This is a genomic window from Paenibacillus sp. FSL H7-0940, assembly GCF_037979415.1.
In the GTDB taxonomy this organism is placed as follows: Bacteria; Bacillota; Bacilli; order Paenibacillales; family Paenibacillaceae; genus Paenibacillus; species Paenibacillus amylolyticus.
This window is the reverse complement of the sequence record NZ_CP150280.1, coordinates 1,786,643-1,809,193: the sequence shown is the minus strand read 5'-3', so window position 1 is coordinate 1,809,193 and position 22,551 is coordinate 1,786,643. Positions and strand designations below refer to the sequence as shown.

General features: G+C 45.8%; 24 protein-coding genes. 9 read left to right on the top strand and 15 right to left on the bottom strand.

Annotation, left to right across the window (positions count from 1 at the left end):
* The first annotated feature begins 29 nt into the window (after positions 1-29).
* The 5 genes from MHB71_RS08060 to MHB71_RS08040 all read left to right on the top strand — a co-directional run bounded on the left by MHB71_RS08060 (position 30) and on the right by MHB71_RS08040 (position 4,009).
* Positions 30-707 carry a GntR family transcriptional regulator gene (locus MHB71_RS08060; protein WP_026081054.1) on the top strand — a complete coding sequence of 226 codons (678 nt, stop codon included), beginning with the start codon at positions 30-32 and terminating at the stop codon, positions 705-707.
* Between the two features lie 40 nt (positions 708-747).
* Complete coding sequence (uxuA, locus tag MHB71_RS08055; RefSeq protein ID WP_036673719.1) at positions 748-1,815, top strand: mannonate dehydratase; 1,068 nt, start codon at positions 748-750, stop codon at positions 1,813-1,815.
* Positions 1,812-2,675 carry an SDR family oxidoreductase gene (locus MHB71_RS08050; protein WP_340029255.1) on the top strand — a complete coding sequence of 288 codons (864 nt, stop codon included), beginning with the start codon at positions 1,812-1,814 and terminating at the stop codon, positions 2,673-2,675. Before uxuA ends, MHB71_RS08050 begins: the two co-directional genes overlap by 4 nt.
* A gap of 207 nt (positions 2,676-2,882) precedes the next feature.
* Positions 2,883-3,611 (top strand): DUF421 domain-containing protein, encoded by a 729-nt coding sequence (locus tag MHB71_RS08045; RefSeq protein WP_083684362.1) that lies wholly within the window; start codon positions 2,883-2,885, stop codon positions 3,609-3,611.
* 26 nt (positions 3,612-3,637) lie between these two features.
* Positions 3,638-4,009 carry a DUF4363 family protein gene (locus tag MHB71_RS08040; RefSeq protein ID WP_340029254.1) on the top strand — a complete coding sequence of 124 codons (372 nt, stop codon included), beginning with the start codon at positions 3,638-3,640 and terminating at the stop codon, positions 4,007-4,009.
* Between the two features lie 115 nt (positions 4,010-4,124).
* Here MHB71_RS08040 and MHB71_RS08035 read toward each other — a convergent pair whose 3' ends face one another.
* From MHB71_RS08035 to rpmG, 6 genes are all read right to left on the bottom strand, one after another.
* Positions 4,125-4,826, bottom strand: coding sequence for a M50 family metallopeptidase (locus tag MHB71_RS08035; protein ID WP_036613817.1), 702 nt, complete (start codon positions 4,824-4,826; stop codon positions 4,125-4,127).
* A gap of 54 nt (positions 4,827-4,880) precedes the next feature.
* Positions 4,881-5,363 carry a hypothetical protein gene (locus tag MHB71_RS08030; RefSeq protein ID WP_036673725.1) on the bottom strand — a complete coding sequence of 161 codons (483 nt, stop codon included), beginning with the start codon at positions 5,361-5,363 and terminating at the stop codon, positions 4,881-4,883.
* 165 nt (positions 5,364-5,528) lie between these two features.
* Positions 5,529-6,629 (bottom strand): metal ABC transporter substrate-binding protein, encoded by a 1,101-nt coding sequence (locus MHB71_RS08025; protein WP_340029253.1) that lies wholly within the window; start codon positions 6,627-6,629, stop codon positions 5,529-5,531.
* Entirely contained in the window at positions 6,616-7,509 is an 894-nt protein-coding gene (locus MHB71_RS08020; RefSeq protein ID WP_340029252.1) for a metal ABC transporter permease, read from the bottom strand. The genes MHB71_RS08025 and MHB71_RS08020 overlap by 14 nt, the downstream gene beginning before the upstream one ends.
* Positions 7,455-8,162 carry a metal ABC transporter ATP-binding protein gene (locus tag MHB71_RS08015; RefSeq protein WP_340029251.1) on the bottom strand — a complete coding sequence of 236 codons (708 nt, stop codon included), beginning with the start codon at positions 8,160-8,162 and terminating at the stop codon, positions 7,455-7,457. Before MHB71_RS08015 ends, MHB71_RS08020 begins: the two co-directional genes overlap by 55 nt.
* A gap of 49 nt (positions 8,163-8,211) precedes the next feature.
* The gene (rpmG, locus tag MHB71_RS08010; RefSeq protein WP_036613813.1) at positions 8,212-8,361 is read right to left on the bottom strand and encodes a 50S ribosomal protein L33; all 150 of its coding nucleotides are present in this window, start codon (positions 8,359-8,361) and stop codon (positions 8,212-8,214) included.
* A 169-nt stretch (positions 8,362-8,530) separates the two neighbouring features.
* On the opposite strand from rpmG, the gene MHB71_RS08005 reads away from it, so the two are divergent.
* Positions 8,531-9,388 carry a hypothetical protein gene (locus MHB71_RS08005; protein WP_340029250.1) on the top strand — a complete coding sequence of 286 codons (858 nt, stop codon included), beginning with the start codon at positions 8,531-8,533 and terminating at the stop codon, positions 9,386-9,388.
* Positions 9,389-9,457: 69 nt separating this feature from the next.
* Here the strand turns inward: MHB71_RS08005 and MHB71_RS08000 are convergent, their stop codons facing one another.
* Positions 9,458-10,657 (bottom strand): GTP-binding protein, encoded by a 1,200-nt coding sequence (locus MHB71_RS08000; RefSeq protein ID WP_340029249.1) that lies wholly within the window; start codon positions 10,655-10,657, stop codon positions 9,458-9,460.
* A gap of 223 nt (positions 10,658-10,880) precedes the next feature.
* Here MHB71_RS08000 and MHB71_RS07995 point away from each other — a divergent pair, with 223 nt between their 5' ends.
* Together MHB71_RS07995 and MHB71_RS07990 are read left to right on the top strand one after the other, a co-directional pair.
* Entirely contained in the window at positions 10,881-11,915 is a 1,035-nt protein-coding gene (locus tag MHB71_RS07995; RefSeq protein ID WP_340029248.1) for a permease, read from the top strand.
* A gap of 83 nt (positions 11,916-11,998) precedes the next feature.
* Entirely contained in the window at positions 11,999-12,982 is a 984-nt protein-coding gene (locus tag MHB71_RS07990) for a TIGR03943 family protein (protein WP_340029247.1), read from the top strand.
* 118 nt (positions 12,983-13,100) lie between these two features.
* On the opposite strand, the gene MHB71_RS07985 is transcribed toward MHB71_RS07990, so the two are convergent.
* The 6 genes from MHB71_RS07985 to MHB71_RS07960 all read right to left on the bottom strand — a co-directional run bounded on the left by MHB71_RS07985 (position 13,101) and on the right by MHB71_RS07960 (position 19,908).
* Positions 13,101-14,402 (bottom strand): pyrimidine-nucleoside phosphorylase, encoded by a 1,302-nt coding sequence (locus MHB71_RS07985; protein WP_036613808.1) that lies wholly within the window; start codon positions 14,400-14,402, stop codon positions 13,101-13,103.
* Between the two features lie 241 nt (positions 14,403-14,643).
* Entirely contained in the window at positions 14,644-15,351 is a 708-nt protein-coding gene (deoD, locus tag MHB71_RS07980) for a purine-nucleoside phosphorylase (protein ID WP_017688193.1), read from the bottom strand.
* 97 nt (positions 15,352-15,448) lie between these two features.
* Complete coding sequence (gene deoB, locus MHB71_RS07975; protein WP_047843308.1) at positions 15,449-16,627, bottom strand: phosphopentomutase; 1,179 nt, start codon at positions 16,625-16,627, stop codon at positions 15,449-15,451.
* A gap of 29 nt (positions 16,628-16,656) precedes the next feature.
* On the bottom strand, positions 16,657-17,844 hold the full coding sequence (locus MHB71_RS07970; protein WP_036613804.1) for a NupC/NupG family nucleoside CNT transporter: 1,188 nt from the start codon (positions 17,842-17,844) through the stop codon (positions 16,657-16,659).
* A gap of 261 nt (positions 17,845-18,105) precedes the next feature.
* Complete coding sequence (gene deoC, locus MHB71_RS07965) at positions 18,106-18,756, bottom strand: deoxyribose-phosphate aldolase (protein WP_340030139.1); 651 nt, start codon at positions 18,754-18,756, stop codon at positions 18,106-18,108.
* Between the two features lie 213 nt (positions 18,757-18,969).
* Positions 18,970-19,908 (bottom strand): sugar-binding transcriptional regulator, encoded by a 939-nt coding sequence (locus MHB71_RS07960; protein ID WP_062836066.1) that lies wholly within the window; start codon positions 19,906-19,908, stop codon positions 18,970-18,972.
* A 237-nt stretch (positions 19,909-20,145) separates the two neighbouring features.
* On the opposite strand from MHB71_RS07960, the gene MHB71_RS07955 reads away from it, so the two are divergent.
* On the top strand, positions 20,146-20,772 hold the full coding sequence (locus MHB71_RS07955; protein ID WP_340029246.1) for an FMN-dependent NADH-azoreductase: 627 nt from the start codon (positions 20,146-20,148) through the stop codon (positions 20,770-20,772).
* A gap of 139 nt (positions 20,773-20,911) precedes the next feature.
* On the opposite strand, the gene MHB71_RS07950 is transcribed toward MHB71_RS07955, so the two are convergent.
* On the bottom strand, positions 20,912-21,262 hold the full coding sequence (locus MHB71_RS07950; protein WP_036613800.1) for a hypothetical protein: 351 nt from the start codon (positions 21,260-21,262) through the stop codon (positions 20,912-20,914).
* Positions 21,263-21,347: 85 nt separating this feature from the next.
* Positions 21,348-22,535: an MFS transporter gene (locus MHB71_RS07945; RefSeq protein WP_127549137.1), complete on the bottom strand. Its 1,188-nt coding sequence runs from the start codon at positions 22,533-22,535 to the stop codon at positions 21,348-21,350.
* Positions 22,536-22,551: the final 16 nt, after the last annotated feature.

The window sequence follows — 22,551 nt, the reverse complement described above, 5'->3', positions numbered from 1 at the left end:
GAGCCGGTTTGTTGCCTGTTGCGAGCAATATGTCTTCCATGAATAATAAGCAATCTTACTCAACGCGAGATGTCGTTTACTTCACGCTGAAACAACTCATTTTGAGTTTGAAAATGCCTCCGGGAACAGCTATTTCTGAGAAGGAAATTTCGCTGGAGTTCCAGGTAAGCCGGACACCTGTTCGAGAAAGTTTTGTAAGGCTTGCACAGGAAGGTCTGCTGGAAGTGTATCCACAGCGCGGCACATACGTCTCTCTGATTCAGGTCGATCTCGTTGAGGAAGCACGGTTCATGCGTGAACAGCTCGAACGAGCCGTAATCAGGCTCGCCTGCGAGAACTTTCCGAACGAACAGATGGTAGCTCTTGAACAGAACCTTGCGTGGCAACAGGAATGCAGGGTCAAACCGGATGATGAACGAATGTTCCAATTGGATGAGGAATTCCATAGCACTCTTTTTGCAGGCTGCAACAAAAGCAACACCTGGACTGTTATCCAGCAGATGAATGTACATTTGAATCGAAGTCGCATGTTACGCCTGTCCTCGGACCACCAGTGGGATCACCTGATTGAACAGCACCGGTCTATGGTCAAGGCCATTCAGCAGCATGATGCCGACACAGCAGAGCGACTGATGCAGGAACATTTGCATTTAACTGTCACCGATTTGGCTGTCCTGCAGGATACATATCCGTCCTATTTTCAATGACTGAATTTTTCTTCCTACTATTCATGATGAGGTGAACGTGATGAGAATGGTTTTTCGCTGGTTCGGCGAAGGCAATGATACGGTAACGCTGGATCATATCCGGCAGATTCCGGGTGTTGAAGGTATTGTGTGGGCACTGCACGATGTTCCTGCTGGCGAGGAATGGCCAATGGACAAAATACTCGCTGTCAAAACAGCAGCAGACAAGGCCGGGTTACATCTGGATGTCGTTGAGAGTGTGAACATCCATGAGGATATCAAGTTGGGCCTGCCATCAAGGGATAAATACATTGCAAATTATATTAAAACAATGGAGAAACTGGCTCAGGTGGGTGTGAAGGTCATCTGTTACAACTTTATGCCGATCTTCGACTGGCTTCGCACGGATATGCACAAGGAAATGGAGGATGGCTCAACTGCCCTCTTCTATGAGCACAGTAAACTCGCAGATATAGAACCTCTAGAACTCGTTCGACGCATTACGGAGAACTCCGCACTCACTATGCCAGGTTGGGAACCGGAACGATTGCAGTATTTAACAGGTCTGTTCGAAGCCTACAAGGATGTAACCGAGGATCATATGTGGGAGCACGCACGTTATTTCCTGCAAGAGATTATGCCTACAGCCGAACGGCTGGGGATTCGAATGGCCATCCATCCGGATGACCCGCCATGGCCAATCTTTGGATTACCAAAGATTATTACAAGTCAGGAGAATGTTCGGAAATATTTGAATCTTTATGATAGCCCTTACAACAGCGTGACACTATGCAGTGGCTCTTTGGGAGCGAATGCTGATAATGACATTATCGGGATGATACACGAGTTCAAGGATCGGATTCCATTTGCCCACATTCGTAATGTAAAAATCTACGATAACGGCGACTTTATCGAAACCTCACACCGCAGTCAGGATGGAAGTGTTGATATTGCAGGGGTTGTTGAGGCTTATCACGATATCGGTTATGAAGGTTATGCAAGACCCGACCACGGTCGTCATCTCTGGGGAGAACAGTGCCGACCTGGTTATGGACTCTATGACCGGGCTTTGGGGATCATGTATCTCTGGGGTGTCTGGGATTCCCTGCAAAGGAGGGCAAAAGCATGAGTGAACACCAATATGAACGCTCATCTCGTCTCGAAGGCAGAACGGCAGTAATCACCGGAGGTGCTGGAGTATTATGCCGCTCCATGGCGGAAGAACTCGCTCGGCACGGTGCAAGTGTAGCCATCCTGAACCGCACGGTGTCCAAGGGACAGGAAGTTGTATCTGCGATAGAAGCTGCCGGTGGCAAAGCGATTGCTATTGCCTGTGACGTAACCCAGGCCGATAGTGTGCAAGCAGCGGCAGATGCGGTGCTGGAACAGCTCGGACCATGTGATATTCTGATCAATGGCGCGGGTGGCAATAACGCCAGTGCCAACACCACCAATGAAATTTTCAGATTGGAAGATCTGGAACAGCAGAACGTCACGACGTTTTTCGATGTGAGTGTAGAGGGGTTTCGTCAGGTGATGGATTTGAATTTTGTCGGTTCTCTCATCCCTACTCAAATCTTTGCAAAACATATGATAGAGCGCGATGTTCCCGCCACTGTCATAAACATTTCTTCCATGAGCGCCCCATCGCCCATGACGAAAGTTCCAGCGTACAGCGCTGCGAAGGCAGCCATTAACAACTTCACGCAGTGGCTCGCCGTTCATCTGGCCGAATCCGGTATTCGTGTCAACGCTATTGCACCCGGGTTCTTCCTGACCGAGCAAAACCGTAATCTATTACTGCAACCTGACGGCTCACCAACGGAACGTTCCAGTAAAATTATTGCTCATACTCCTATGCGCCGCTTCGGCAAACCGGAAGACCTGCTTGGCACATTAATGTGGCTTGCGGATGAAAGACAGTCCGGCTTTGTCACTGGCACAGTCATTCCGGTAGATGGCGGATTTATGGCGTATTCCGGTGTTTAACGATTAACGTGTAAATGAATCAGTTCAACTAATATAGAGAATTTTTAGAGACCGAAGCTTGGGATACATACCCAGGTTTCGGTTTTTTGCGTTTAAGCATAAGATCCTCCAGCATAGGAAAAGCTTGTTATAATACATGTTCAAAAGCAAACTTTTTAAACAACCTCTTAATACAGCTACGGTGAAATAAAGGAAGGTGATACATATATGATGGAAGAAACATGGGTTGTTGCCGTACGGTCTATTATTGCCTTTCTGACCCTGATCATCTATACAAGGGTGCTGGGCAAACAGCAGATGGGTAACTTGACGTATTTTGATTACATTAACGGTATCACAATCGGTTCCATTGCGGGGACTTTTGCAACCGATCTTTCCTCCAAGGCGTGGATTCATTTTGTGGCCTTGACCATTTTCACAATCATTACGATCATCTTTCAGTATATTACGCTGAAAAATCGCACCATCTCCAAACTGATGGACTCTGATCCAACATTGATCATCCAGAACGGTAAAATTCTTGAACAGAACCTGAGTAAAATGCGAGTCAAATTTGATGAATTGACCATGATGCTGCGGCAAAAGGATGTATTTGATATTACAACACTGGATTATGCGATTCTGGAACCGGATGGCAGCCTCTCGGTTGTTTTGAAACCTGAGAATCAACCGGTAACCGCCAAAGACATGCATATGCACCCGCCTAAGAGCAAGCTGATGACCGAGATTATCATTGATGGCCTGCTGATTAAGCAAAATCTGGAGGAAAGAAATAAAGATATCAACTGGCTCAGTGAACAGCTTAAAAAGCAAAAGATCACGATACAGGATATTGCTTTTGCCGCCATATTACCCAATGACAAATTGTATGTGGACCTGTTCAAGGATAAGATCACCGAAAAAATCGATATGGGCGATTATGAGGGACCTTTCTAAACTCTTTACATCAAGGAGGCGGTTGAATGAAAACGCGTTTTTGGCTGTTATATGTGCTTCCGATCTTCCTCATTCTTGTGTTCGTTGCAATTATGGCTAGTGGAGCCTTTCTCAAAAAGCCCTTTGGCAACGATGATCGCTTGCTTGAATCTATACAAACGTTAGAGAAACAGGTTGAGGGGAATAAATGGACTGAAGCCAAGTCTCAAGTTAATTACGCAATGAAGGCCTGGGATAAAGTCGTCAACCGCATTCAGTTCAGTGTGGAACGTGAAACGATATATGATATTCTGGGCACGCTTGCTCGGATCAAGGGCGGCGTTGCGGCAGAGGATGATAAGGCGATTATGGAAGAGATTTATTACTTTTATGTGTTATGGGATAATCTTGGAGATTAGGTTCAATATCTTTAATATCAGGCTTGAATATAAGAAGTAAGTCCAACAACAAAAGGCACTATCCTTTTATGAAGAAAGGAAGTGCCTTCTTTGCTTTGATATAACTTTATATCCATTACGCTCTTCGTAATCCCCGAGACCGTGACGATCGCGAAGTACCTTCTTTGCGGAAAAAGAGACCGAGTGCTCCCTTGGCACACCACAGTGCAAACAAAGCGAACAGCGTGCCCCAAAACAGCGCGGGAAGGAATGTCTGTTGAGCGAGATTCGCTGCATCCCCTGCCCGTGAAGGCTGAGTCCAGGACATAAATCCAACGTATACAGCACTAACAACCGACTCTTCCAGCGTAAGAAACGCCAGTAACAGATAATAGTACTTCACGATCTTGGCACCAAAAATCATAATGACAACGTTCAGTACGATGAACCCGGTCAGCCATAACATGCCGAACTCCCCTCTTACATATAACAGGAGCGACACCAGAGCGACAGCCGTCATAATACCAAGTCCCCACATGTGCAAGCCTTTGCGGTATAAGTAAAACAACAGCAAGGCGAACAGTGATGCACTGATATATCCCGCCAGAGAAACCAGGATCGATCTGCCTGGCGTCAGCATGGAAGAGTAAGTTACACCACTATGATCAGCGTATAATTCAATGCGCAGCACTTTACCGGACAATACCAGTGTCATTAGTGCATGACCGAATTCGTGAATCATCGTATCCAGGTTACGGAACAAGGACGAAAATGGGATGAATCGTGTAAGAAAGACGGAGCCTAGTAGAAAAAGTATCGTTTTGACCCACTTATTCAATCGTGTATACCTCCTTTACCTTAAAGTAAACAATCAAGTAAACAAGCCTATCCTTTATACTACGCTTTTTTCACTCGATTCGTTTCGGCTTCCAAACTGTAAGGCACAGTGCTCCATCCACCAGCAGAAGCTCCGATTGTGTCCAATGAAAAAAGAAGATAGATCATAGCGGCCCTTTTCGGCCTCTAGCGTAACGAGCAGTCGATTCCGCATCCGACGGAGGGCATAGTGCACGAATTGATCTGCTACCTCACTTTGTATCAGGGTAACATAAGCATAAAGGGAATGATCGACAGGTTCATCAAGCGGACTCACCCCTGCACATGAAAATTCCGTCCTCACGCCCGCACTCTGAAGTATGGACAATGCCTTCACGAGTTCGGCATCAACTTCAACACCGTTCCAAATCTCTGTTTTCTTCGCGGATACTGTATGTTTATCACGTTCCGTCCAGTGCATCAGCTCCAGCTTACGCCGTCTCCACAGATGGGCAGGCTGTTCACTTAACAGCACTTCATGTTCCTCATTTAAATTCATGCAATGTGTCCTCCTGTTCTGCTTGATCCGGTCACCTTATTCAACAAAGAGAGAGCACATCACTGTGCTCTCTGCTTTGCAAAAAGGCAAAGGAATGGCGATCCATTCCTCAGCATGTTGTATTATTGTACCTTTTTCGGTGACAGGCATCAAACTGATTTTAAATTATTCGTTTAGTGCCAGTTTCAGAGCCTCCAGATTCTGTCTCATCACGCTAATGTAGTCCATTCCCGCCGCAATTTCTTCCTCGGTGAGTCCCTCAATCGGATTCAATACAGCCGTCTTGGCCCCCACTTCACTTGCGATTGTCTCAGACACTTTGGATGAAACCAGTGTTTCGAAGAAAATCGTTTTCACCTGATGCTCTTTTGCAAAATCAATGACAGATGCCATCTGTGCTGCCGAAGGTTCTTGCTCAGGAGACAATCCTGCGATGGGCACCTGTTGTAATCCATATTCCTTGGCAAGGTAGCCAAATGCAGCGTGTTGTGTGATGAAATCCTTGCGTTTGCTATCCGTCACAGCCGCCTTGAAGTCCTGATCCAGTGACCCCAATTGAGTAATGTAAGCATCTGCATTCTGCTGGAACTGTTCAGCATGTTCCGGGGCAGCCTGCGCCAAACCTGCTTCAATATTCCGCACTTCCTTTACAGCCAATGCAGGTGACAGCCATACGTGGGGGTCGAGTCCACCGTGATCATGTCCTGCTTCTGCCTCTGCGTCATGATCATGGTCGTGTTGTTCAGTAGTCGCTTCATCCGCTTGATCGTGATCATGTGCTTCCCCAGCGGATTCATTGGCATGGTCATGCGTATCCGTTCCATCGGAATCTTCATGATGGTGATCATGCTCTCCACCTTCAAGCAGGTTAATTCCTTTGCTCGCTTCCACTTGAATGAGTGAAGCATTGCTCAGACTTCCGGTGACCTGATCAATCCAAGATTCCATGCCCGCACCATTGTATACAAGCACATCCGCTTTTTCAATGCTGGCAATATCTTGTGGTGTGGGCTCCCAATCATGAGGCTCCATTCCTGCTGGAACGAGTGTATGCACATTGGCCAGATCACCTGCCACATTTTTGGTGAACTCGTACATCGGGTAGAAGCTGACCTGCACGTTTAATTTTGCGGTTTCCGTCTTGACTGGAACGGAAGTGCCTGTCGAAGCTGTATTTGCATCAGAAGCGGATTTTTGCCCGCAGCCTGCGACGATAAGTGTGAGACTGAACAACAATCCGAGCGTTGCTTTTTTACTGAATTTCATGTGATGTATTCCTCCTAGAATGGTTGACCAGAATGACGTGCTGTGATTTCGTTTCTTTGCGGTGACGCTTGCGGTTATATCGTGCAATCAGCTTTTGCGCTGATATTCCAGTCAATAGGATAACCAACAGGATGAGTGCAATTGTTCCTCCCGGTGGTGTATTTAGATGGTAAGATGTTGTGAGCCCGCTAAAAATACCGATTAATCCTGTAATTACCGCGACAATAATCGCTGCTGTGAAACTGCGAGACACTCTCAATGCCAAGGCAGCAGGTAATACAATGAGAGCAGACACCAGCAACACACCGACGATCGGCATGGCTGAAGCTACAGTCATTCCTGTCAGAATGGCAAATGCAAACGATAAACCTCTTACCTGAACGCCCCCAATGGAAGCAGTCTCTTCATCAAAGGTAAAGCTATAGAGCGGTCTCCGGAGTAAGATGAAAAAAAGTAAACCAATGACACATACACCTGCCATCATCCACAACTGTATATCGCTAACCGCGACAATAGATCCGAATAAGTATGAGCTGAATGTCTTGGACAGATTGGTTTTAAGACTCATCAACACTACAGCAAGAGCCAGTCCTGAAGTCATGATGATCGCCACAGGTACCTCGCTGTAGGTTCGGTAGCTTCGCCGTAGTTGTTCAACCAGTAATGCACCGATAATTGCAATGATGAATCCGCAGATCACGGGGTTAAGATTCATGACCGAACCGAGCGCAACCCCTGCGAGTGAGACATGGGATAACGTGTCTGCCATAAGGACCTGCCGCCTGAGCATCAGATAGACCCCGAGAATTGGAGCGATGACTCCAATCAGTCCACCTGCCCAGAAGGCACGTTGCATGAATTCGTACTCAAACACTGCCATTCCTCACTTTCTTGCCGCTCCAAAGTAATCGTTCGATCCAATCGATTCCCCATCTCTTCCAGTCCGTGAGTAACCATAATAATCGTTATCCCATGAGCATCAACATAGTGGCGCATCAGATTGTAAAATCCTTCACGGCTGTGGCGGTCCATCCCCGTGGTTGGCTCATCCAGTACCAGAACCTGCGGTTGCCCAGCCATAGCTCTTGCAATACAGATCCGCTGCTTCTGTCCACCAGACAGCTCACCGACGCGTGTATTCCGATATTCCCACATACTAACTTCCCGCAGACTGCGTTCAACGATGGCATCCTGCTCTGCTGTGAATCTGCGGAATAATCCCAACCTGGTGTAACACCCGGACCGGACCAGTTCATTCACCATACTGGGAAATCCACTATTAAACGATGCCACCTGCTGGGGCACATAACCGATATTGGACTTGTTCCCACGTTTCAACTGCGGATTCATATGTATCGTGCCGCTCCAGGGCTTCAATAGCCCTAGCAGCAGCTTTAACAGGGTCGTTTTGGCAGAACCGTTGGGACCTGTGATGCCTATGAACTCTCCCACATGGATATCCAGCGACAGTTGATCAATGACCGGCTCTTTGCCATATCCAAATACAACATCACGCATGGAGGATAGTATCATGCCTTTCCCTCTTTTCGTAAATATTACGATTAAAAAATAACAAAAAATTTTATCTGGTTTCCCGGTGGATCGTCATTTTCTTCAAACGTGGTGAGTACTTCTTCATCTCAAGTCTCTCGGGATGGTTACGCTTGTTCTTGGTTGTTGTGTAGTTGCGGTCCCCACACTCGGTGCAGGCTAAGGTTACAATGACTCTCATGGTGGTTGCCTCCTCTTGTTTAATCGTAATAATTACTATTTAATGATATTAGTCTATAGCTTTTCTTTTGTCAACTCTATATCTGTTACAGTAAAATTTTGTATGCACAATATAATTTCATATGATATACTGCTTTGGTATCATTATACTTTACCTACGGAGGAACTAGATGAAGATCAAAAAATCAACTTTTATTGGGTCATTGGTAGCATGCAGTTTGGCTTTCGGTGCCCTGGGTGTAGCAGCTTCAAACGGAATTCAAGATATTGAAGCAGCACTTGACAGCAACATTAGCTTTAAAGTAAACGGTTTGTCTTGGACACCCAAGAATGAAGCTGGAGACAAACTGAATGCACTGGTATATGACGGTGATGTATACTTGCCTGTAAGTACCACAGCAGAAGCGCTGGGAGCCAACGTATCTCTGAATGTTAGCAACAAAGTTGTAAGTATCACTAATTCAGGTAGCGGTAAGTCAAGCAGTTCGAGTAGTAATAACAGCAGTACAGGTACCAAAGGTTCTGAAGATTCAAGTAAACCAAGTAGTTCAAGTAACTCAAGCACTTCTGGCTCAATCAAGATGACTGGAACTGACGCTCAGATGATAGTCAAATTGCAAAAAGAATCTTTAACATTGATCAAAATGTATGGTAATGCACTTAAAACAGGTAGCACTAGTGAATTTGATAAATACATAGATGCTAAAGTTATTGAAAATCCCGAGATCGACATTTTTGATCTGGGTAAGCAATCCCAGAAAGATAAATTTAAGACTACAGTCAAAGGTATCATTGCAGCAAATGATAAAAAAACGCTGACTAAATATGCAGATCAGTTGATTAACATCAAATCAGCTGATTTTAAAGTGATTGCAATGAACGATAAAACCAAAACAAGACACAGTTACAAAGCCATTTATTATCCACAAGGATGGACGGGTTCCTATGGAGTGTACCTTACCTTTGTGTTTAGTCCGCAAAAAAGCGGCAATGGTGATTTTTATCTTGGCGATTTGTACTTTAGCTAAAACCCTTAATACAATATAAGCATTGATCTTCAGGGGCACTATTGCACTTGAAGATCTTTTCTTTTCACTTCAACTCCACGCGAGAAAAGGATCTTTCAGTTCACGCCAGTTCATCCGCATCTCCTCCTCCGTAAGAAGAGTCTCATCCAATGTACGTTCAATCTCAGCCCGGTCCATGTCAATGCCGATAAATACCAATTTCGTCACCCGGTCACCCCACTCATCATCCCAGTCCGGTATGCTTGGCAGCGTGTCGCCAAAATGAAGTTGCCTTTCCTCCTCACTCATCGCACCTACCCATATTCCTGCTGGCGCAAGCTGCTTCGATGTGCCTGCATGACTGAAAGAGATTGCCATATGGTTCCTTGTTGCCAACCACATCAGACCTTTGGATCGCACGATGCTATCTGGATATTTCGCAATCCAACGCAGCAACCGTTCCGGGTGGAATGGACGTTTACGATGATAGACAAATGAATGAATTCCATATTCTTCAGTCTCCGGCGTATGTTCCTCTTTCATTAATTCGCGGATCCAACCTGCGGACTGGCTTGCTTTTTCAAAATCAAAACGTCCGGTATTCAATATCTCTCTCGGATCAATCCGCCCATGTGTCGTGCGAATCAACTTAGCTTCCGGTTGCATTGCATGTAGTGCCTTCTCAAGCTTCGAAAGTTCTTCCTCCGATACTAGATCACATTTGTTCAGAATCAGCACATCACAGAATTCCACTTGATCCGTCAGCAGATGAACGATTCCGCGAACATCGTCCTCCCCCGCTTCCTGTCCACGATCCTTCAGTGTTTCTTTGGAATAAAAATCACGCCAGAACTGGGCAGCATCGACAACCGTAACCATCGTGTCGAGACGAGTGAATTTCGTCAAACCAATGCCAAGTTCCTCGTCGATATACGTAAACGTCTGCGCAACAGGTAACGGCTCACCAATACCCGTAGATTCTATTAATATGTAGTCAAAAGAACCATCCAAAGCCAGCCGCTCGACTTCTTTCAGCAGATCCTCCCGCAATGTGCAGCAGATGCAACCATTGGACATCTCTACAAGCTTCTCATCAATGCGCGATAACCCTCCACCATCTCGTATTAAACCCGCATCAATATTAACCTCACTGAGATCATTGACGATAACAGCAACCCGCATCCCCTCGCGGTTATGAAGCACATGATTGAGAAGTGTCGTTTTGCCTGCACCCAAATATCCACTAAGTACGGTTACTGGAACCCGCTGTTGAACCTGTTGATCTGACATTTCTGCTTCCTCCACTCTGTTTAAGTTGAAACTTTAATCGTAATTATTACTATTAATAATGATCAATCCGAACTATACCGTAGTTTTCTTTGGATTGTCAACTCTAATATGATGAAAAATCTTGATTAATCGTAAAAATGTTGATTAGAACATAGGAATGATGTATGTTGCCGCACGTACAAGCATATATTTTAGCAAAGTCCTAGTTGTGGAGGTCTGTTTCATGAAAATGGCAGCCAATCTGAAGCTCCTGTCCTTCCTGATCCCTTGTGCATTTCTTGTTCCCGTGTTGATCACAATGGCTCCAGACTTGAAGGAAGCATGGAACAGTGAAGCTTTGCAAAATATGAAAACCGTATTCATAGGTATTTTCCTTGAAGCCGCACCTTTTCTGCTCATGGGTGTGCTATTGTCCTCGCTCATGCAGTGGTTCGTATCTGAAGAAATGGTCCGTAAACTCACGCCAAAAAATCCGATAGGCGGTGTGCTGGTCGCAGGACTACTCGGTATTATTTTCCCCATCTGTGAATGTGGCATGATCCCGGTAGTGAGAAGGTTGATGCACAAAGGCATGCCAGCCTATATCGCAGTTACGTTCATTCTGAGTGGTCCCGTAGTCAATCCCATCGTATTTACCGCAACCTTGCTCGCCTTTCCCTCCCATCCTGAGATTACCATTGCCCGCATGGGACTGGCCTTTGCTGTAGCGGCTTCCATAGGCATGCTTGTGTATGTGTTTGTTCGTCGAAATCCTCTTCGGATGCCAAAAGTCGCAGCGACAGAGGTTAAGACACATCCTGGTTTTAAAATGGCGCAACCTCACGCGCACGCAAATGCACATGATCATAACCATGTAAAAAACTGGCGCAGCTTCTTCATTCATGCCGGAGACGAATTTGTCGATATGAGCAAATATTTGGTGATCGGTGCCTTGATTACAGCCTGCATCCAGACATTCATTAGCCGCAGTGATCTGATCTCACTTGGTAATGGTCCTGTTGCCTCTTACGTGTTCATGATGGGTTTTGCTTATGTACTGTCTCTCTGCTCCACGTCCGATGCTTTTGTGGCTTCTGCGTTCTCACATACGTTTGCACTGGGGCCGCTGGTATCCTTCCTTGTACTTGGTCCGATGCTGGATTTCAAAAGCACGCTCATGCTACTCTCCACCTTCCGTACCCGATTTGTTATTGGTCTAAGTCTAGCGATTATTACGCTCGTTTTTGCCGGCTCGTGGTTGATTAACCTACTGGTATAAAGGTTGAGCAACATACTTCATGGCCTGAATGGTTAATCACATGAACTTTCATACTAACTATGAATAGAGATGAGGTGATGATTATGAACCACACTGTCTATACGATGACCAAACCTCCTGTTCCAAGGTCACACGTCATCCAATGGCATAACCTGATCCGTGCAGGCTGGATCGGCGGGGTGGCAGTGTACATTATTCAGTTGAATTCAAGTGATTCGCTTCATTATTATTTGGCTCCTACCATGCAAAAACTGCTATTATGCTGCCCTGTTCCCTTATTGTTTATTGCAGTTATCATGGCGTGGCATGGACTGTTCGGCAGTAACGAGGTTCATTGCGACTGTGAACATCCACCTCCTTCCGGTTTCCTACGCAGCTCGTTGGTATATGGTCTTATTGCTATCCCCTTGTTGCTGGGGTTTCTGTTACCTGATCGGGCGCTCGGCAGCTCCATGGCTAGCCAGAAAGGCATGTCTCTCACTTATTCCCCTCCCGAGATTCGTCGCAAAGAGCCTTTACCTGATCCGGCAACGCAATTGAATGTACAAGATCTCACGCAAAAACCAACGACCGTTCAGCCTGCATCGCCTACCAAAGTACAATTCATTCCCCCAGACGAGTATAGCCGCGAATTCGCTGAACTGGCGGAGAAGTTGTATGTAGAACAGGTCATCCGAGTCTATCCCGAGATCTTCTCTGAAACCCTCGGCACGATCGATATGTTCCAGCGACAATTTGCAGGCAAAGATATCTCCTTAACCGGGTTCGTTTATCGGGACAAAAGCATGGATCATGAATCACATTTTGCACTGGGACGATTTCTGGTCATGTGCTGCCCTGCTGATGCGGCTCCCTTTGGCGTGATGATTCACATCCCCGAAGCGGATAGCTTCCCTACAGACAGTTGGGTACAAATCGATGGCAGCATCGAGTCTGCACAGGTGAACGGTAAGGATACGATTGAGATTCGGGCCACAAAGGTGACACCTGTATCCGAGCCGTCCACTCCTTATATTTATACCAATGCGGACTCGGTGATGGCGTATGAGAAAATAAAGAGCCCGTAGTTGCTTGTAGTAACAGCATGCTATTCAACGAAAAAAGCCCCAAAGCTATGGATTACATCGCTTTGGGGCTTTCATGTTCAGTCAGATACGAGATTACATCTCGTCTTCTCTGATTGTATTATTCCGTTACGATATCATGAACCAATACAGGAGCATCGGCATGATCCGCAATTGTAATGTTTTCTTTGATCTTCGCGATGACGTCTGCTACGTCTTCACGATTGGCATGGATCGTAACGAGGGACTCACCAGCTTTGACTGGGTCACCCACTTTTTTGTTCAGCATCAGACCAACCGCGAGATCGATCTCAGACTCTTTTGTTGCACGGCCTGCGCCGAGCAGCATTGCTGCAGTTCCGATTTCGTCAGCGACGATTCCGGCAACATAGCCATCTTTATCTGCTGGGACTTCAACGAGATATTGTGCTTGTGGCAAACGATCTGGATGATCCACAACCGAAGCGTCTCCGCCTTGGTTTGCCAAGAAATCTTTGAATTTCTCCAGTGCTTTACCGTTCTGGATCACTTCTTTCAATTTCTCCTCAGCGTGCTCCAAGGAATCTGCCTTGCCAGCAAGGAATACCATTTGACGTCCAAGTGCCAGACACAGTTCTTCCAGATCTTTTGGACCTTTACCTTGCAGGGTGAGGATGGCTTCTTTCACTTCAAGCGCGTTACCAATCGCCAGGCCCAGTGGTTGGGACATATCGGAGATAACAGCCATCGTTTTACGACCAACATTGTTACCGATGCTTACCATGGCATGTGCCAATTCTTTAGCATCTTCCGTTGTTTTCATGAATGCACCAGCACCCGTTTTAACATCCAATACGATTGCATCAGCACCTGCTGCAATTTTCTTGCTCATGATGGAGCTGGCGATCAGTGGAATGGAGTTAACGGTAGCTGTTACGTCACGCAGTGCATAGAGCTTTTTGTCTGCTGGCGTTAGGTTACCACTTTGTCCGATAACTGCAACCTTGTGTTCGTTTACGAGACGAATGAACTCTTCTTTTTCAAGCTCTACGTGGAAACCAGCAACGGATTCCAGCTTGTCTGTTGTACCACCCGTGTGACCAAGTCCACGTCCGGACATTTTGGCAACAGGAACATCCAGCGCAGCAACAAGCGGAGCAAGTACCAATGTTGTTGTATCGCCCACTCCTCCTGTGGAGTGCTTGTCTACTTTGATGCCTTCGATAGCGGACAGGTCAATAGTTTCACCGGAATTCACCATCGACATCGTCAGATCGGCGCGTTCCTTGTCTGTCATATCTTTGAAGAATACCGCCATCGCCCAAGCGCTGACTTGATAGTCGGGGATTTCTCCTTGTGTGTATCCTTGAACAACAAAATCAATCTCAGCTGTTGTCAGTTCTTTTCCGTCGCGTTTCTTAGCAATAATGTCTACCATTCTCATGATGATCTCTCCTTGTGTGTGTATTGATTGTATTGAACACTTTGTTGTTAGTCCGTTACGGCTCCGGATCGTTCCTCCGATCGCTGTTGTCTCCAAGTTTTTTGATCCATTTTGCAATGGGAAAACTCGGAGACAAAGGCGAACGCTTTGCTTCTTCAGAATCGATTCCGGGTCCTTCACTCCGTGCTTAAAACAAAAGTTTCGATTAAAATCAAATGATTATGAATATAAAATGCAACAATTACAGTGTGATTGCTGTGTCCAGGGCAACTACCATCATGTCGTTAAACGTTTTTTGACGCTCTTCGGCAGATGTTTCTTCGCCTGTCAGCAAGTGGTCACTTACCGTCAGGATCGTCAGTGCGTTAACACCAAACTTGGCAGCGATGGTGTATAGTGCTGTTGTTTCCATCTCTACGCCGAGTACGCCGTGTTTCATCAACTTCTCGGTTACGGAACGGTCATCGCGGTAGAAAGAATCGGAGCTGAATACGTTACCAACGTGAATCTTCATACCTTTAGCTGTTGCACGGTCATAGGCTTCTTTCAGCAGGGAGAACGTAGCAATTGGTGAGAAGTCATAACCACCGAATACGTGTTTGTTCATGCTGGAATCTGTACATGCTGCTTGTGCAAGGATGACGTCACGTACACGTACATGCTCCTGCATACCGCCACAAGTTCCTACACGAATCAGGTTTTTTACGCCATATTCGCTGATCAATTCGTTAGCATAGATTGCAAAGGACGGAATTCCCATCCCTGAACCTTGCACCGAAATGCGGTGTCCTTGATATGTACCTGTGTAACCGAGCATCCCACGAACCTCGTTGTAACATACAACATCTTCGAGGTACGTATCTGCGATATATTTCGCGCGCAAAGGGTCACCTGGCAAAAGGATCGTTTCTGCAATATCTCCGGGTTTTGCTCCAATATGTGTACTCATGAATGAATCTCCTCCAGTTATACAATTAGTCTATTATGATGGCAGGACCGGAGCAGCTTAAACCACTCCGACCTCCCCTATCCAGTTTTTGAAAAACTTATTTCAAATCCTTCAGGAAGCTGGTGCCGTATTCCGGCATTTTCACTCCAAAGTTCTCGGCTACGGTTGCGCCAAGGTCAGCAAATGTGCTGCGCAGATCAAGCTTTTTGCCCTCGCTGAAGCGTGGAGAGTAGGCAAGCAGAGGTACATATTCACGTGTATGGTCTGTACCGCGGTAGGTTGGATCGTTACCATGGTCAGCTGTAATCAGCAGCAGATCATCATTGGTCATTTTGGCAAAAATCTCTGGCAGCCGTGCATCATAGTCTTCAAGTGCCTGAGCATAACCTTGCGGATCACGACGGTGACCGTACAGGGCATCAAAATCAACCAGGTTCAGGAAGCTGAGTCCAGTGAACTCTTCATCCATTGTTTCAGACAACTTGTCCATGCCATCCATGTTAGAGACGGTACGAACAGCCTTGGTTACACCTTCGCCATCATAGATATCTGCGATTTTACCCAAAGCAATCACATCAAATCCGCTATCTTGCAGTTCATTCATAACAGTACGACCAAAAGGTTTAAGCGCATAGTCATGACGATTTGCAGTACGTTTCCAGTTACCCGCTTCACCTACAAATGGACGTGCAATAATGCGGCCGAGCATATACGGATCTTCAAGTGTAATTTCACGGCAGAACTCACAGATCTCATACAGCTCTTTCAGTGGAACAACGTCCTCATGTGCTGCAATTTGCAGAACCGAATCGGCGGATGTATAAACGATGAGCGCGCCAGTTTCAACATGCTCTGCACCCAGCTCATCCAGAATTTCCGTGCCGCTGGCCGGTTTGTTACCGATCACCTTGCGACCCGTTTTCTCTTCAATGCGTTGAATCAACTCATCAGGAAAACCATTCTCGAACACACGGAAAGGTGTATCAATGTAAAGACCCATCAGCTCCCAGTGACCTGTCATTGTGTCTTTGCCTCTGGATGCTTCCTGCATCTTGGTGTAGTACGCTTTAGGTGCATCCGCTACAGGGACACCCTCGATTTCTTTGATGTTGGACAGTCCGAGACTGGCCATGTGAGGCATTTTCAGACCTCCGCGTTCACGTGCAATGTGACCGAAGGTATCTACATCAAAATCATCAAATTCTGCTGCATCCGGCGCTTCGCCGATCCCTACAGAATCCATAACGATCAGATGTACTCTTTTGAATGTTGACATAACCTAAGCACTCCTTCCAATAATCCGGTTTACAAGAACAGTCCAGTAATGATCGCTGACAGCACGCTGACAAGCGAAGCACCGTAAAGCAGCTTCAGACCGAAGCGGGCGACCACATTACCTTGCTTTTCATGGAGTCCCTTCACCGCACCAGCAATGATACCGATGGAGGAGAAGTTGGCGAACGACACGAGGAAGACAGATACGATACCCGTTGTTCTGGCAGACATTGCAGTCTCCTTCAAATTAAGCATAGCTACGAATTCGTTGGATACCATTTTGGTTGCCATAATACTTCCTGCCTGAATCGCTTCTTTCCATGGAACACCCATGATGAAGGCAAATGGTGCAAACACATAACCAAGTAGCTCCTGGAACGAAATGCCAAGCACCGCGCTGAAAATTCCGTTAACAAGTGCGATCAAGGCAACAAAACCGATTAACATCGCAGCTACGATGATAGCAACTTTGAATCCATCCAGGATGTATTCGCCGAGCATTTCGAAGAAGGACTGTTTCTCCTCTTCCTGTACTTCCAATATATCTTCTTCCTCTGTAACCTCATAAGGATTCACAATAGAAGCAATGATAAAACCGCCAAACAGGTTCAGTACAAGAGCTGTAACCACATATTTCGGCTCGATCATGGTCATATAAGCACCAACAATCGACATCGATACCGTGGACATCGCCGAAGCACACAAGGTGTACAGCCGATGTTTTGGCAACAACCCAATTTGTTTTTTCACAGAAATGAACACTTCAGATTGCCCCAATACAGCCGAAGCAACCGCGTTATATGATTCCAGTCTGCCCATTCCGTTGATTTTGCTTAATACCAGACCAATATATTTTATAACAAAAGGCAAGATTCGGATATACTGCAATATACCGATAAGGGCGGAGATGACAACAATCGGCATCAATACGCTGAGGAAGAACGGTGCCCCCCCGCTTTCGGCACCTACAGTAGTCAAACCCCCAAATACAAATGCGATACCTTCATTCGCATAGTCGAGTAAACTTTTAAATACGGTCGCGAAACCGCCAATTAAAAAAGTACCCACTCCTGTATTCAACAGAGCATAAGCTAGTATAACTTGCAAAACAATCATGATAGCCAGCGGCCGGTAACGAATCTGCTTTTTGCCGTTGCTTGCGATATAAGCCAGTCCAAAAACAACGAGTAAGCCGATAATGGCAATTAGAAATTTCATTTGATTTCTCCTTTGAAGGTAGTTAAGCCGGATGTGAAAATTCAGCTCAAAGGTTTTTCATGCGTGTAATGAAATAAACCTTTCAGAAAACAAGTAAAGCGCTTACAATAAATTCGTTTTATATCAATTTTCAGGCTAAAAAAATAAAAAGGCTTTTTCAGGCTTGAAACTTGTTCTCCATATTAATGATTAACATGAAGAACAAGTTTAATCCCGTGAGGCAAAGCCTAGATGTTATCTAACGAGTCAGATTACAACGAATTAGTAAGACGATGAAGACTGTTCGCCCTGCATGATCTTCACACCAGAACTTGCACCGATACGAGTTGCACCCGCTTCGATCATTTTTTGCATATCTTCCAGGCTACGTACGCCACCGGAAGCTTTAACGCCAACATCAGGACCTACAGTACGACGCATCAAAGCGATATCTTCTGGCGTTGCTCCACCTGTGGAGAAACCTGTAGAAGTTTTAACAAAATCAGCTCCAGCTCGCACAGCTGCCTGACAAGCACGTACTTTCTCTTCATCCGTCAACAGACAAGTTTCAATAATAACTTTCACTAAAGCTTTACACGCAGCCGCTTCAACAACAGCACGAATATCTTGTTCAACGAAATCATCTTTGCCATCTTTCAAAGCACTGATGTTGATGACCATATCGACTTCAGTTGCACCTTTAGCAATCGCATCTTTCGTTTCGAAAGCTTTTGTCTCCGATGTAGATGCTCCCAGAGGGAAACCAATAACGGTGCAGATATCTACGCCAGAACCCTGCAACTGCTCAGCAGCATAAGCAACCCAGCCTGGGTTAACACATACGGAAGCAAACTGATATTGCTTTGCTTCTTCGGTTAACTTGGCCATTTCACTTTGCGTTGCGTCCGCACGAAGCAACGTATGGTCGATCATTTTAGCTAATTGTGGTGTAGTCAATTGAATCTCTCCCTTATCTGAACTAGTTATTTTCTATACCCTTACACTAACATGAACATATGTAAAAATCAACTTGAACTTTTGTTCACAGTTACACTTACATTTCTTCTTCGTTATATTTTCTTCCTAATAAAGCAAAACATCCGCCCTTTTTACGTGGCAGATGTTGTCATCCATATTCGTTTGAAATTAAAATCGAAGTAATGCCTGCGCTGTGTACTGGTCCGTGACCAGAATATTTGCGTAATGACCTTTGAGCGCGGCGTGAATGGCTTCAATTTTGCGTTGTCCCCCGGCAACAAGGATTGATTTTTCCTTATTTCTCAACTCGGCTAGATCAATTCCAACGGTTCTGCTGTTAATCTCTTCACTGATCAACTGACCTTCCGCGTCGAAAAAGCGTGAACAAATGTCACCTGCACCGGAGTTCATCAGCAATTGTTGCTCTTCTTCATTGAAGTAACCGAGCCTGAACAATAATGCATCTTCCTTCACAGTACCCACGGTAAACAAAGCAATGTTGGCCTGTCTGCCAAGTTCCACGATTCTGCCGATATGTCGATCCGCTTCCACCATGTTTTTTACTTCAATGTTGTCGAAAATCACAGGCAGCGGCAGATATCTTGGTACCGTATGGAATGCCTCAGCGAACAAATGAACAATCTCAGCGGCATAGGTATTGACATGGGAGTGGCTTACGCCCCCCTTCAATTGCACGACTTCGACACCTTTAACCTGCTTGGGACGAAGTTGGCGTGCTACAGCATGCATGGTTGTTCCCCAAGTCACCCCGATAATATCAGCATCCTGAACCGTCTCTTGAAGATAATCCGCTGCTCGTTTACTGATATGCTTCTGTATTTCCTCATCACTCTTCAACGGGGCAAAACACACAAGTGCCGTATCCAGATCATATTTCGACTTAAGTTCTCCGGCAATGATGTCGATATCCTCCAACGGGTCCATAATTTCAATCCGCACGTATCCACGATCTTTGGCGTACTGAAGTAACCTTGATACGGTTGGACGCGACACGCCCAGCCTTGCGGCAATATCCTGCTGGCTATAATCGGACTGATAATACAATTTCGCTGCTTCAATGCTTAATCGTTGCTTCTCCAGGTCCATTCCCATGTGCGCTCATCTCACTCATCCTATTGTCTTTGGAAAACAAATACTCGTCCTGTATATTATACATGGATTGAGTATCTGGTCACTATATAGCATGCAATTCAGTATCATGATCAATCCATACATATCCCTTTCTTACGTATAAAACGGGGCAAACGATGCATACTATTGCGGTCGCTTCATCATTGCAGAAGAATGCTTCACCCCATTAATCGCACAGAGAGGAAGAACAACATGTCTACCTTATTGTATATTACTGCCCATCCTCATGATCATGAAACCTCCTTCAGCATGGCTACGGGCAAAGCATTTATTGATGCGTATCGTGAAAGTCACCCTTCTGATGAGGTTGTTCACCTCGATCTGTATCGCTCGGATATCCCCCATATCGATGCGGATGTCTTCAGTGGTTGGGGCAAACTGCAATCGGGCAGTGATCTGACTGCCGAAGAGCAGACCAAAGTAAGTCGTTTGAATGAACTGTCGGATCAATTTGCCTCAGCAGATAAATATGTTTTTGTAACCCCGATGTGGAACTTCTCGTTTCCTCCTATTCTGAAGGCTTATGTCGACTCGATCTGCGTAGCTGGCAAAACATTTCGTTATACCGAACAAGGTCCTGTTGGACTGTTGTCCGACAAAAAAGCACTGCATATTCAGGCGCGCGGTGGCATTTATTCCGAAGGCCCAGCGGCTCAGATGGAATCCGGTCATCGTTACTTAAGCATTATCATGTCATTCCTCGGTGTGCCGAAGCTTGATGGCATTTTTGTTGAGGGGCACAATCAATATAAAGATCGTGCAGATGAGATCAAGCAACAAGCTATCGAGCAGGCAACTACTTTCGCAAAACAGTTTTAATAGAAGTAGTTCAAAAAGTCCGCTTTTGAACACTCACTTAAAGTGTAGTAAACAATTAAAACATAAACAAAACCCGCGTGTGACCCAGGAGATAATCCCAGGGAACACGCGGGTTTTCAATGTATAATCAACCTAGAGCTTATTGATGTCCAGCGCTGGCACGGCTCATGGTTTCAAGTTTACGTGTGATCGCATGACGGTCTACTTTCAATCCCCAGATCATTTCAATAATCTGCTCTTTCTCCTCAGGACTGTCGGCATGCTTCAATTGCATTAACAGATCATGCATTTGTTCATTAATGCCTTCGAATTGAATCCATAAATCCTGTCTTACCTCTTTGGAATCCAGATGATGATTCGCATCGACTTCTTCCTTCAATGCTTGCAGAATAGCATCTTTCCATTCGTCATCACCTAGCTGTTTCGCAATGTTCAGGAGATCCAGATAATCGTCAACAAGAAGTGAGTTCAATTCAGCATGTGTTTTCATCGTTTATTGCATCCCCTTTTCGTCTATTTACCAAGTATTATACTCGGTATTTCAGGATATGCAATAGCTGTCGGAAAAAGTTGATTTATGTAGCCTGTCCCTTCAACCTGTGAACAAGCAAATTACACAAGACAAAACCGATCAAAACGTACACACCGATCATCCCCACAATGCCTATCCATCCAAGATGACTGTAAAGCAGTCCACCTCCTGTTCCACTTACGCTTGAACCAAGATAGTAGAAAAATAAATACAACGCATTGGCCTGGGATTTGTGCTGATTGGCCACGAGTCCAACCCAGCTGCTTGCGATGGAATGACCGCCAAAGAAACCAAAGGCAAACAGGGCGAGTCCGATAATTTTGACCCAAAGCGCTGGATGAACGGTACAGACTGCACCAGCCAGAATAATTCCCAGCGCGATTCCAAGCACATGTGACCTGCCGTACCGATCTGCCAGCCTGCCCATCCAGGTGCTGCTTACCGTGCCCATCAGATATACCACAAAAAGACTTCCAACGATAGACTGGCTAAGATGATAGGGTTCACCCGTTAATTCAAAACCGATATAGTTGAACAGGGTCACGAATCCCCCCATCAGGAGAAAACCGAGTCCATACAGGCATAACAGCCTTGGATTGCGACATTGTGACCACAAAAGAGGTATTGGATTTTTGAATCCGGGTGCAGCTTTGACAAAATGACGGGATGGCGGGATGACAAGCCAAAAAATAACGGCTGCACACAGTCCAAGAATACCAATGAAACCCACAGCAGCGCGCCAACTGAACCAATCTGTCACCACACCGCTGATGAAACGGCCGGCCATGCCTCCTATCGAATTGCCACTTATATATAGGCCCATAGCATAACCAAGACTTCTAGGTTCAATTTCTTCTGACAAATATGTCATAGCTATCGCTGGCAACCCCGCGAGTGCCACACCCTGGAGAATACGAAGTAGAAGAAGCTCCGTATATCCCGGGCTGAATGCGCTGAGCAAAGCAATAACTGAAGATATCACCAGTGCAGCTGTCATTATAAAGCGTCGGCCCACAGAATCAGACATGGACCCGATGAACAGCATCGTCAGTGCCATGGCGATCGTTGTAACGGATAACGTAAGACTGGCGTGTGCCGGCGTAATGGAGAATGCGTTGCTAATCTCAGGCATCAGGGGCTGGAGGCTGTAGAGCAAAGCAAAAGTGACAAAACCTCCGGCGAACAGTGCAAGGCTAATGTTACGAAACGTCTTAGTTCCCTGCTGAATCATGGATGTTCCAACTTTC

Bases quoted from the DNA above. Each gene is read 5' to 3' on its own strand.
- MHB71_RS08025 (WP_340029253.1), bottom strand. From the start codon at position 6,629: ATGAAATTCAGTAAAAAAGCAACGCTCGGATTGTTGTTCAGTCTCACA.
- MHB71_RS08050 (WP_340029255.1), top strand. From the start codon at position 1,812: ATGAGTGAACACCAATATGAACGCTCATCTCGTCTCGAAGGCAGAACG.
- MHB71_RS08040 (WP_340029254.1), top strand. From the start codon at position 3,638: ATGAAAACGCGTTTTTGGCTGTTATATGTGCTTCCGATCTTCCTCATT.
- MHB71_RS07970 (WP_036613804.1), bottom strand. From the start codon at position 17,844: ATGAAATTTCTAATTGCCATTATCGGCTTACTCGTTGTTTTTGGACTG.
- MHB71_RS08030 (WP_036673725.1), bottom strand. From the start codon at position 5,363: ATGAATTTAAATGAGGAACATGAAGTGCTGTTAAGTGAACAGCCTGCC.
- MHB71_RS07985 (WP_036613808.1), bottom strand. From the start codon at position 14,402: ATGAGAATGGTAGACATTATTGCTAAGAAACGCGACGGAAAAGAACTG.
- MHB71_RS07960 (WP_062836066.1), bottom strand. From the start codon at position 19,908: ATGGACCTGGAGAAGCAACGATTAAGCATTGAAGCAGCGAAATTGTAT.
- deoB (WP_047843308.1), bottom strand. From the start codon at position 16,627: ATGTCAACATTCAAAAGAGTACATCTGATCGTTATGGATTCTGTAGGG.
- MHB71_RS08000 (WP_340029249.1), bottom strand. From the start codon at position 10,657: ATGTCAGATCAACAGGTTCAACAGCGGGTTCCAGTAACCGTACTTAGT.
- MHB71_RS07995 (WP_340029248.1), top strand. From the start codon at position 10,881: ATGAAAATGGCAGCCAATCTGAAGCTCCTGTCCTTCCTGATCCCTTGT.
- MHB71_RS07955 (WP_340029246.1), top strand. From the start codon at position 20,146: ATGTCTACCTTATTGTATATTACTGCCCATCCTCATGATCATGAAACC.
- MHB71_RS07945 (WP_127549137.1), bottom strand. From the start codon at position 22,535: ATGATTCAGCAGGGAACTAAGACGTTTCGTAACATTAGCCTTGCACTG.
- MHB71_RS08060 (WP_026081054.1), top strand. From the start codon at position 30: ATGTCTTCCATGAATAATAAGCAATCTTACTCAACGCGAGATGTCGTT.
- deoD (WP_017688193.1), bottom strand. From the start codon at position 15,351: ATGAGTACACATATTGGAGCAAAACCCGGAGATATTGCAGAAACGATC.
- uxuA (WP_036673719.1), top strand. From the start codon at position 748: ATGAGAATGGTTTTTCGCTGGTTCGGCGAAGGCAATGATACGGTAACG.
- MHB71_RS08020 (WP_340029252.1), bottom strand. From the start codon at position 7,509: ATGGCAGTGTTTGAGTACGAATTCATGCAACGTGCCTTCTGGGCAGGT.
- rpmG (WP_036613813.1), bottom strand. From the start codon at position 8,361: ATGAGAGTCATTGTAACCTTAGCCTGCACCGAGTGTGGGGACCGCAAC.
- MHB71_RS07990 (WP_340029247.1), top strand. From the start codon at position 11,999: ATGAACCACACTGTCTATACGATGACCAAACCTCCTGTTCCAAGGTCA.
- MHB71_RS07950 (WP_036613800.1), bottom strand. From the start codon at position 21,262: ATGAAAACACATGCTGAATTGAACTCACTTCTTGTTGACGATTATCTG.
- MHB71_RS08045 (WP_083684362.1), top strand. From the start codon at position 2,883: ATGATGGAAGAAACATGGGTTGTTGCCGTACGGTCTATTATTGCCTTT.
- deoC (WP_340030139.1), bottom strand. From the start codon at position 18,756: ATGATCGACCATACGTTGCTTCGTGCGGACGCAACGCAAAGTGAAATG.
- MHB71_RS08015 (WP_340029251.1), bottom strand. From the start codon at position 8,162: ATGATACTATCCTCCATGCGTGATGTTGTATTTGGATATGGCAAAGAG.
- MHB71_RS08005 (WP_340029250.1), top strand. From the start codon at position 8,531: ATGAAGATCAAAAAATCAACTTTTATTGGGTCATTGGTAGCATGCAGT.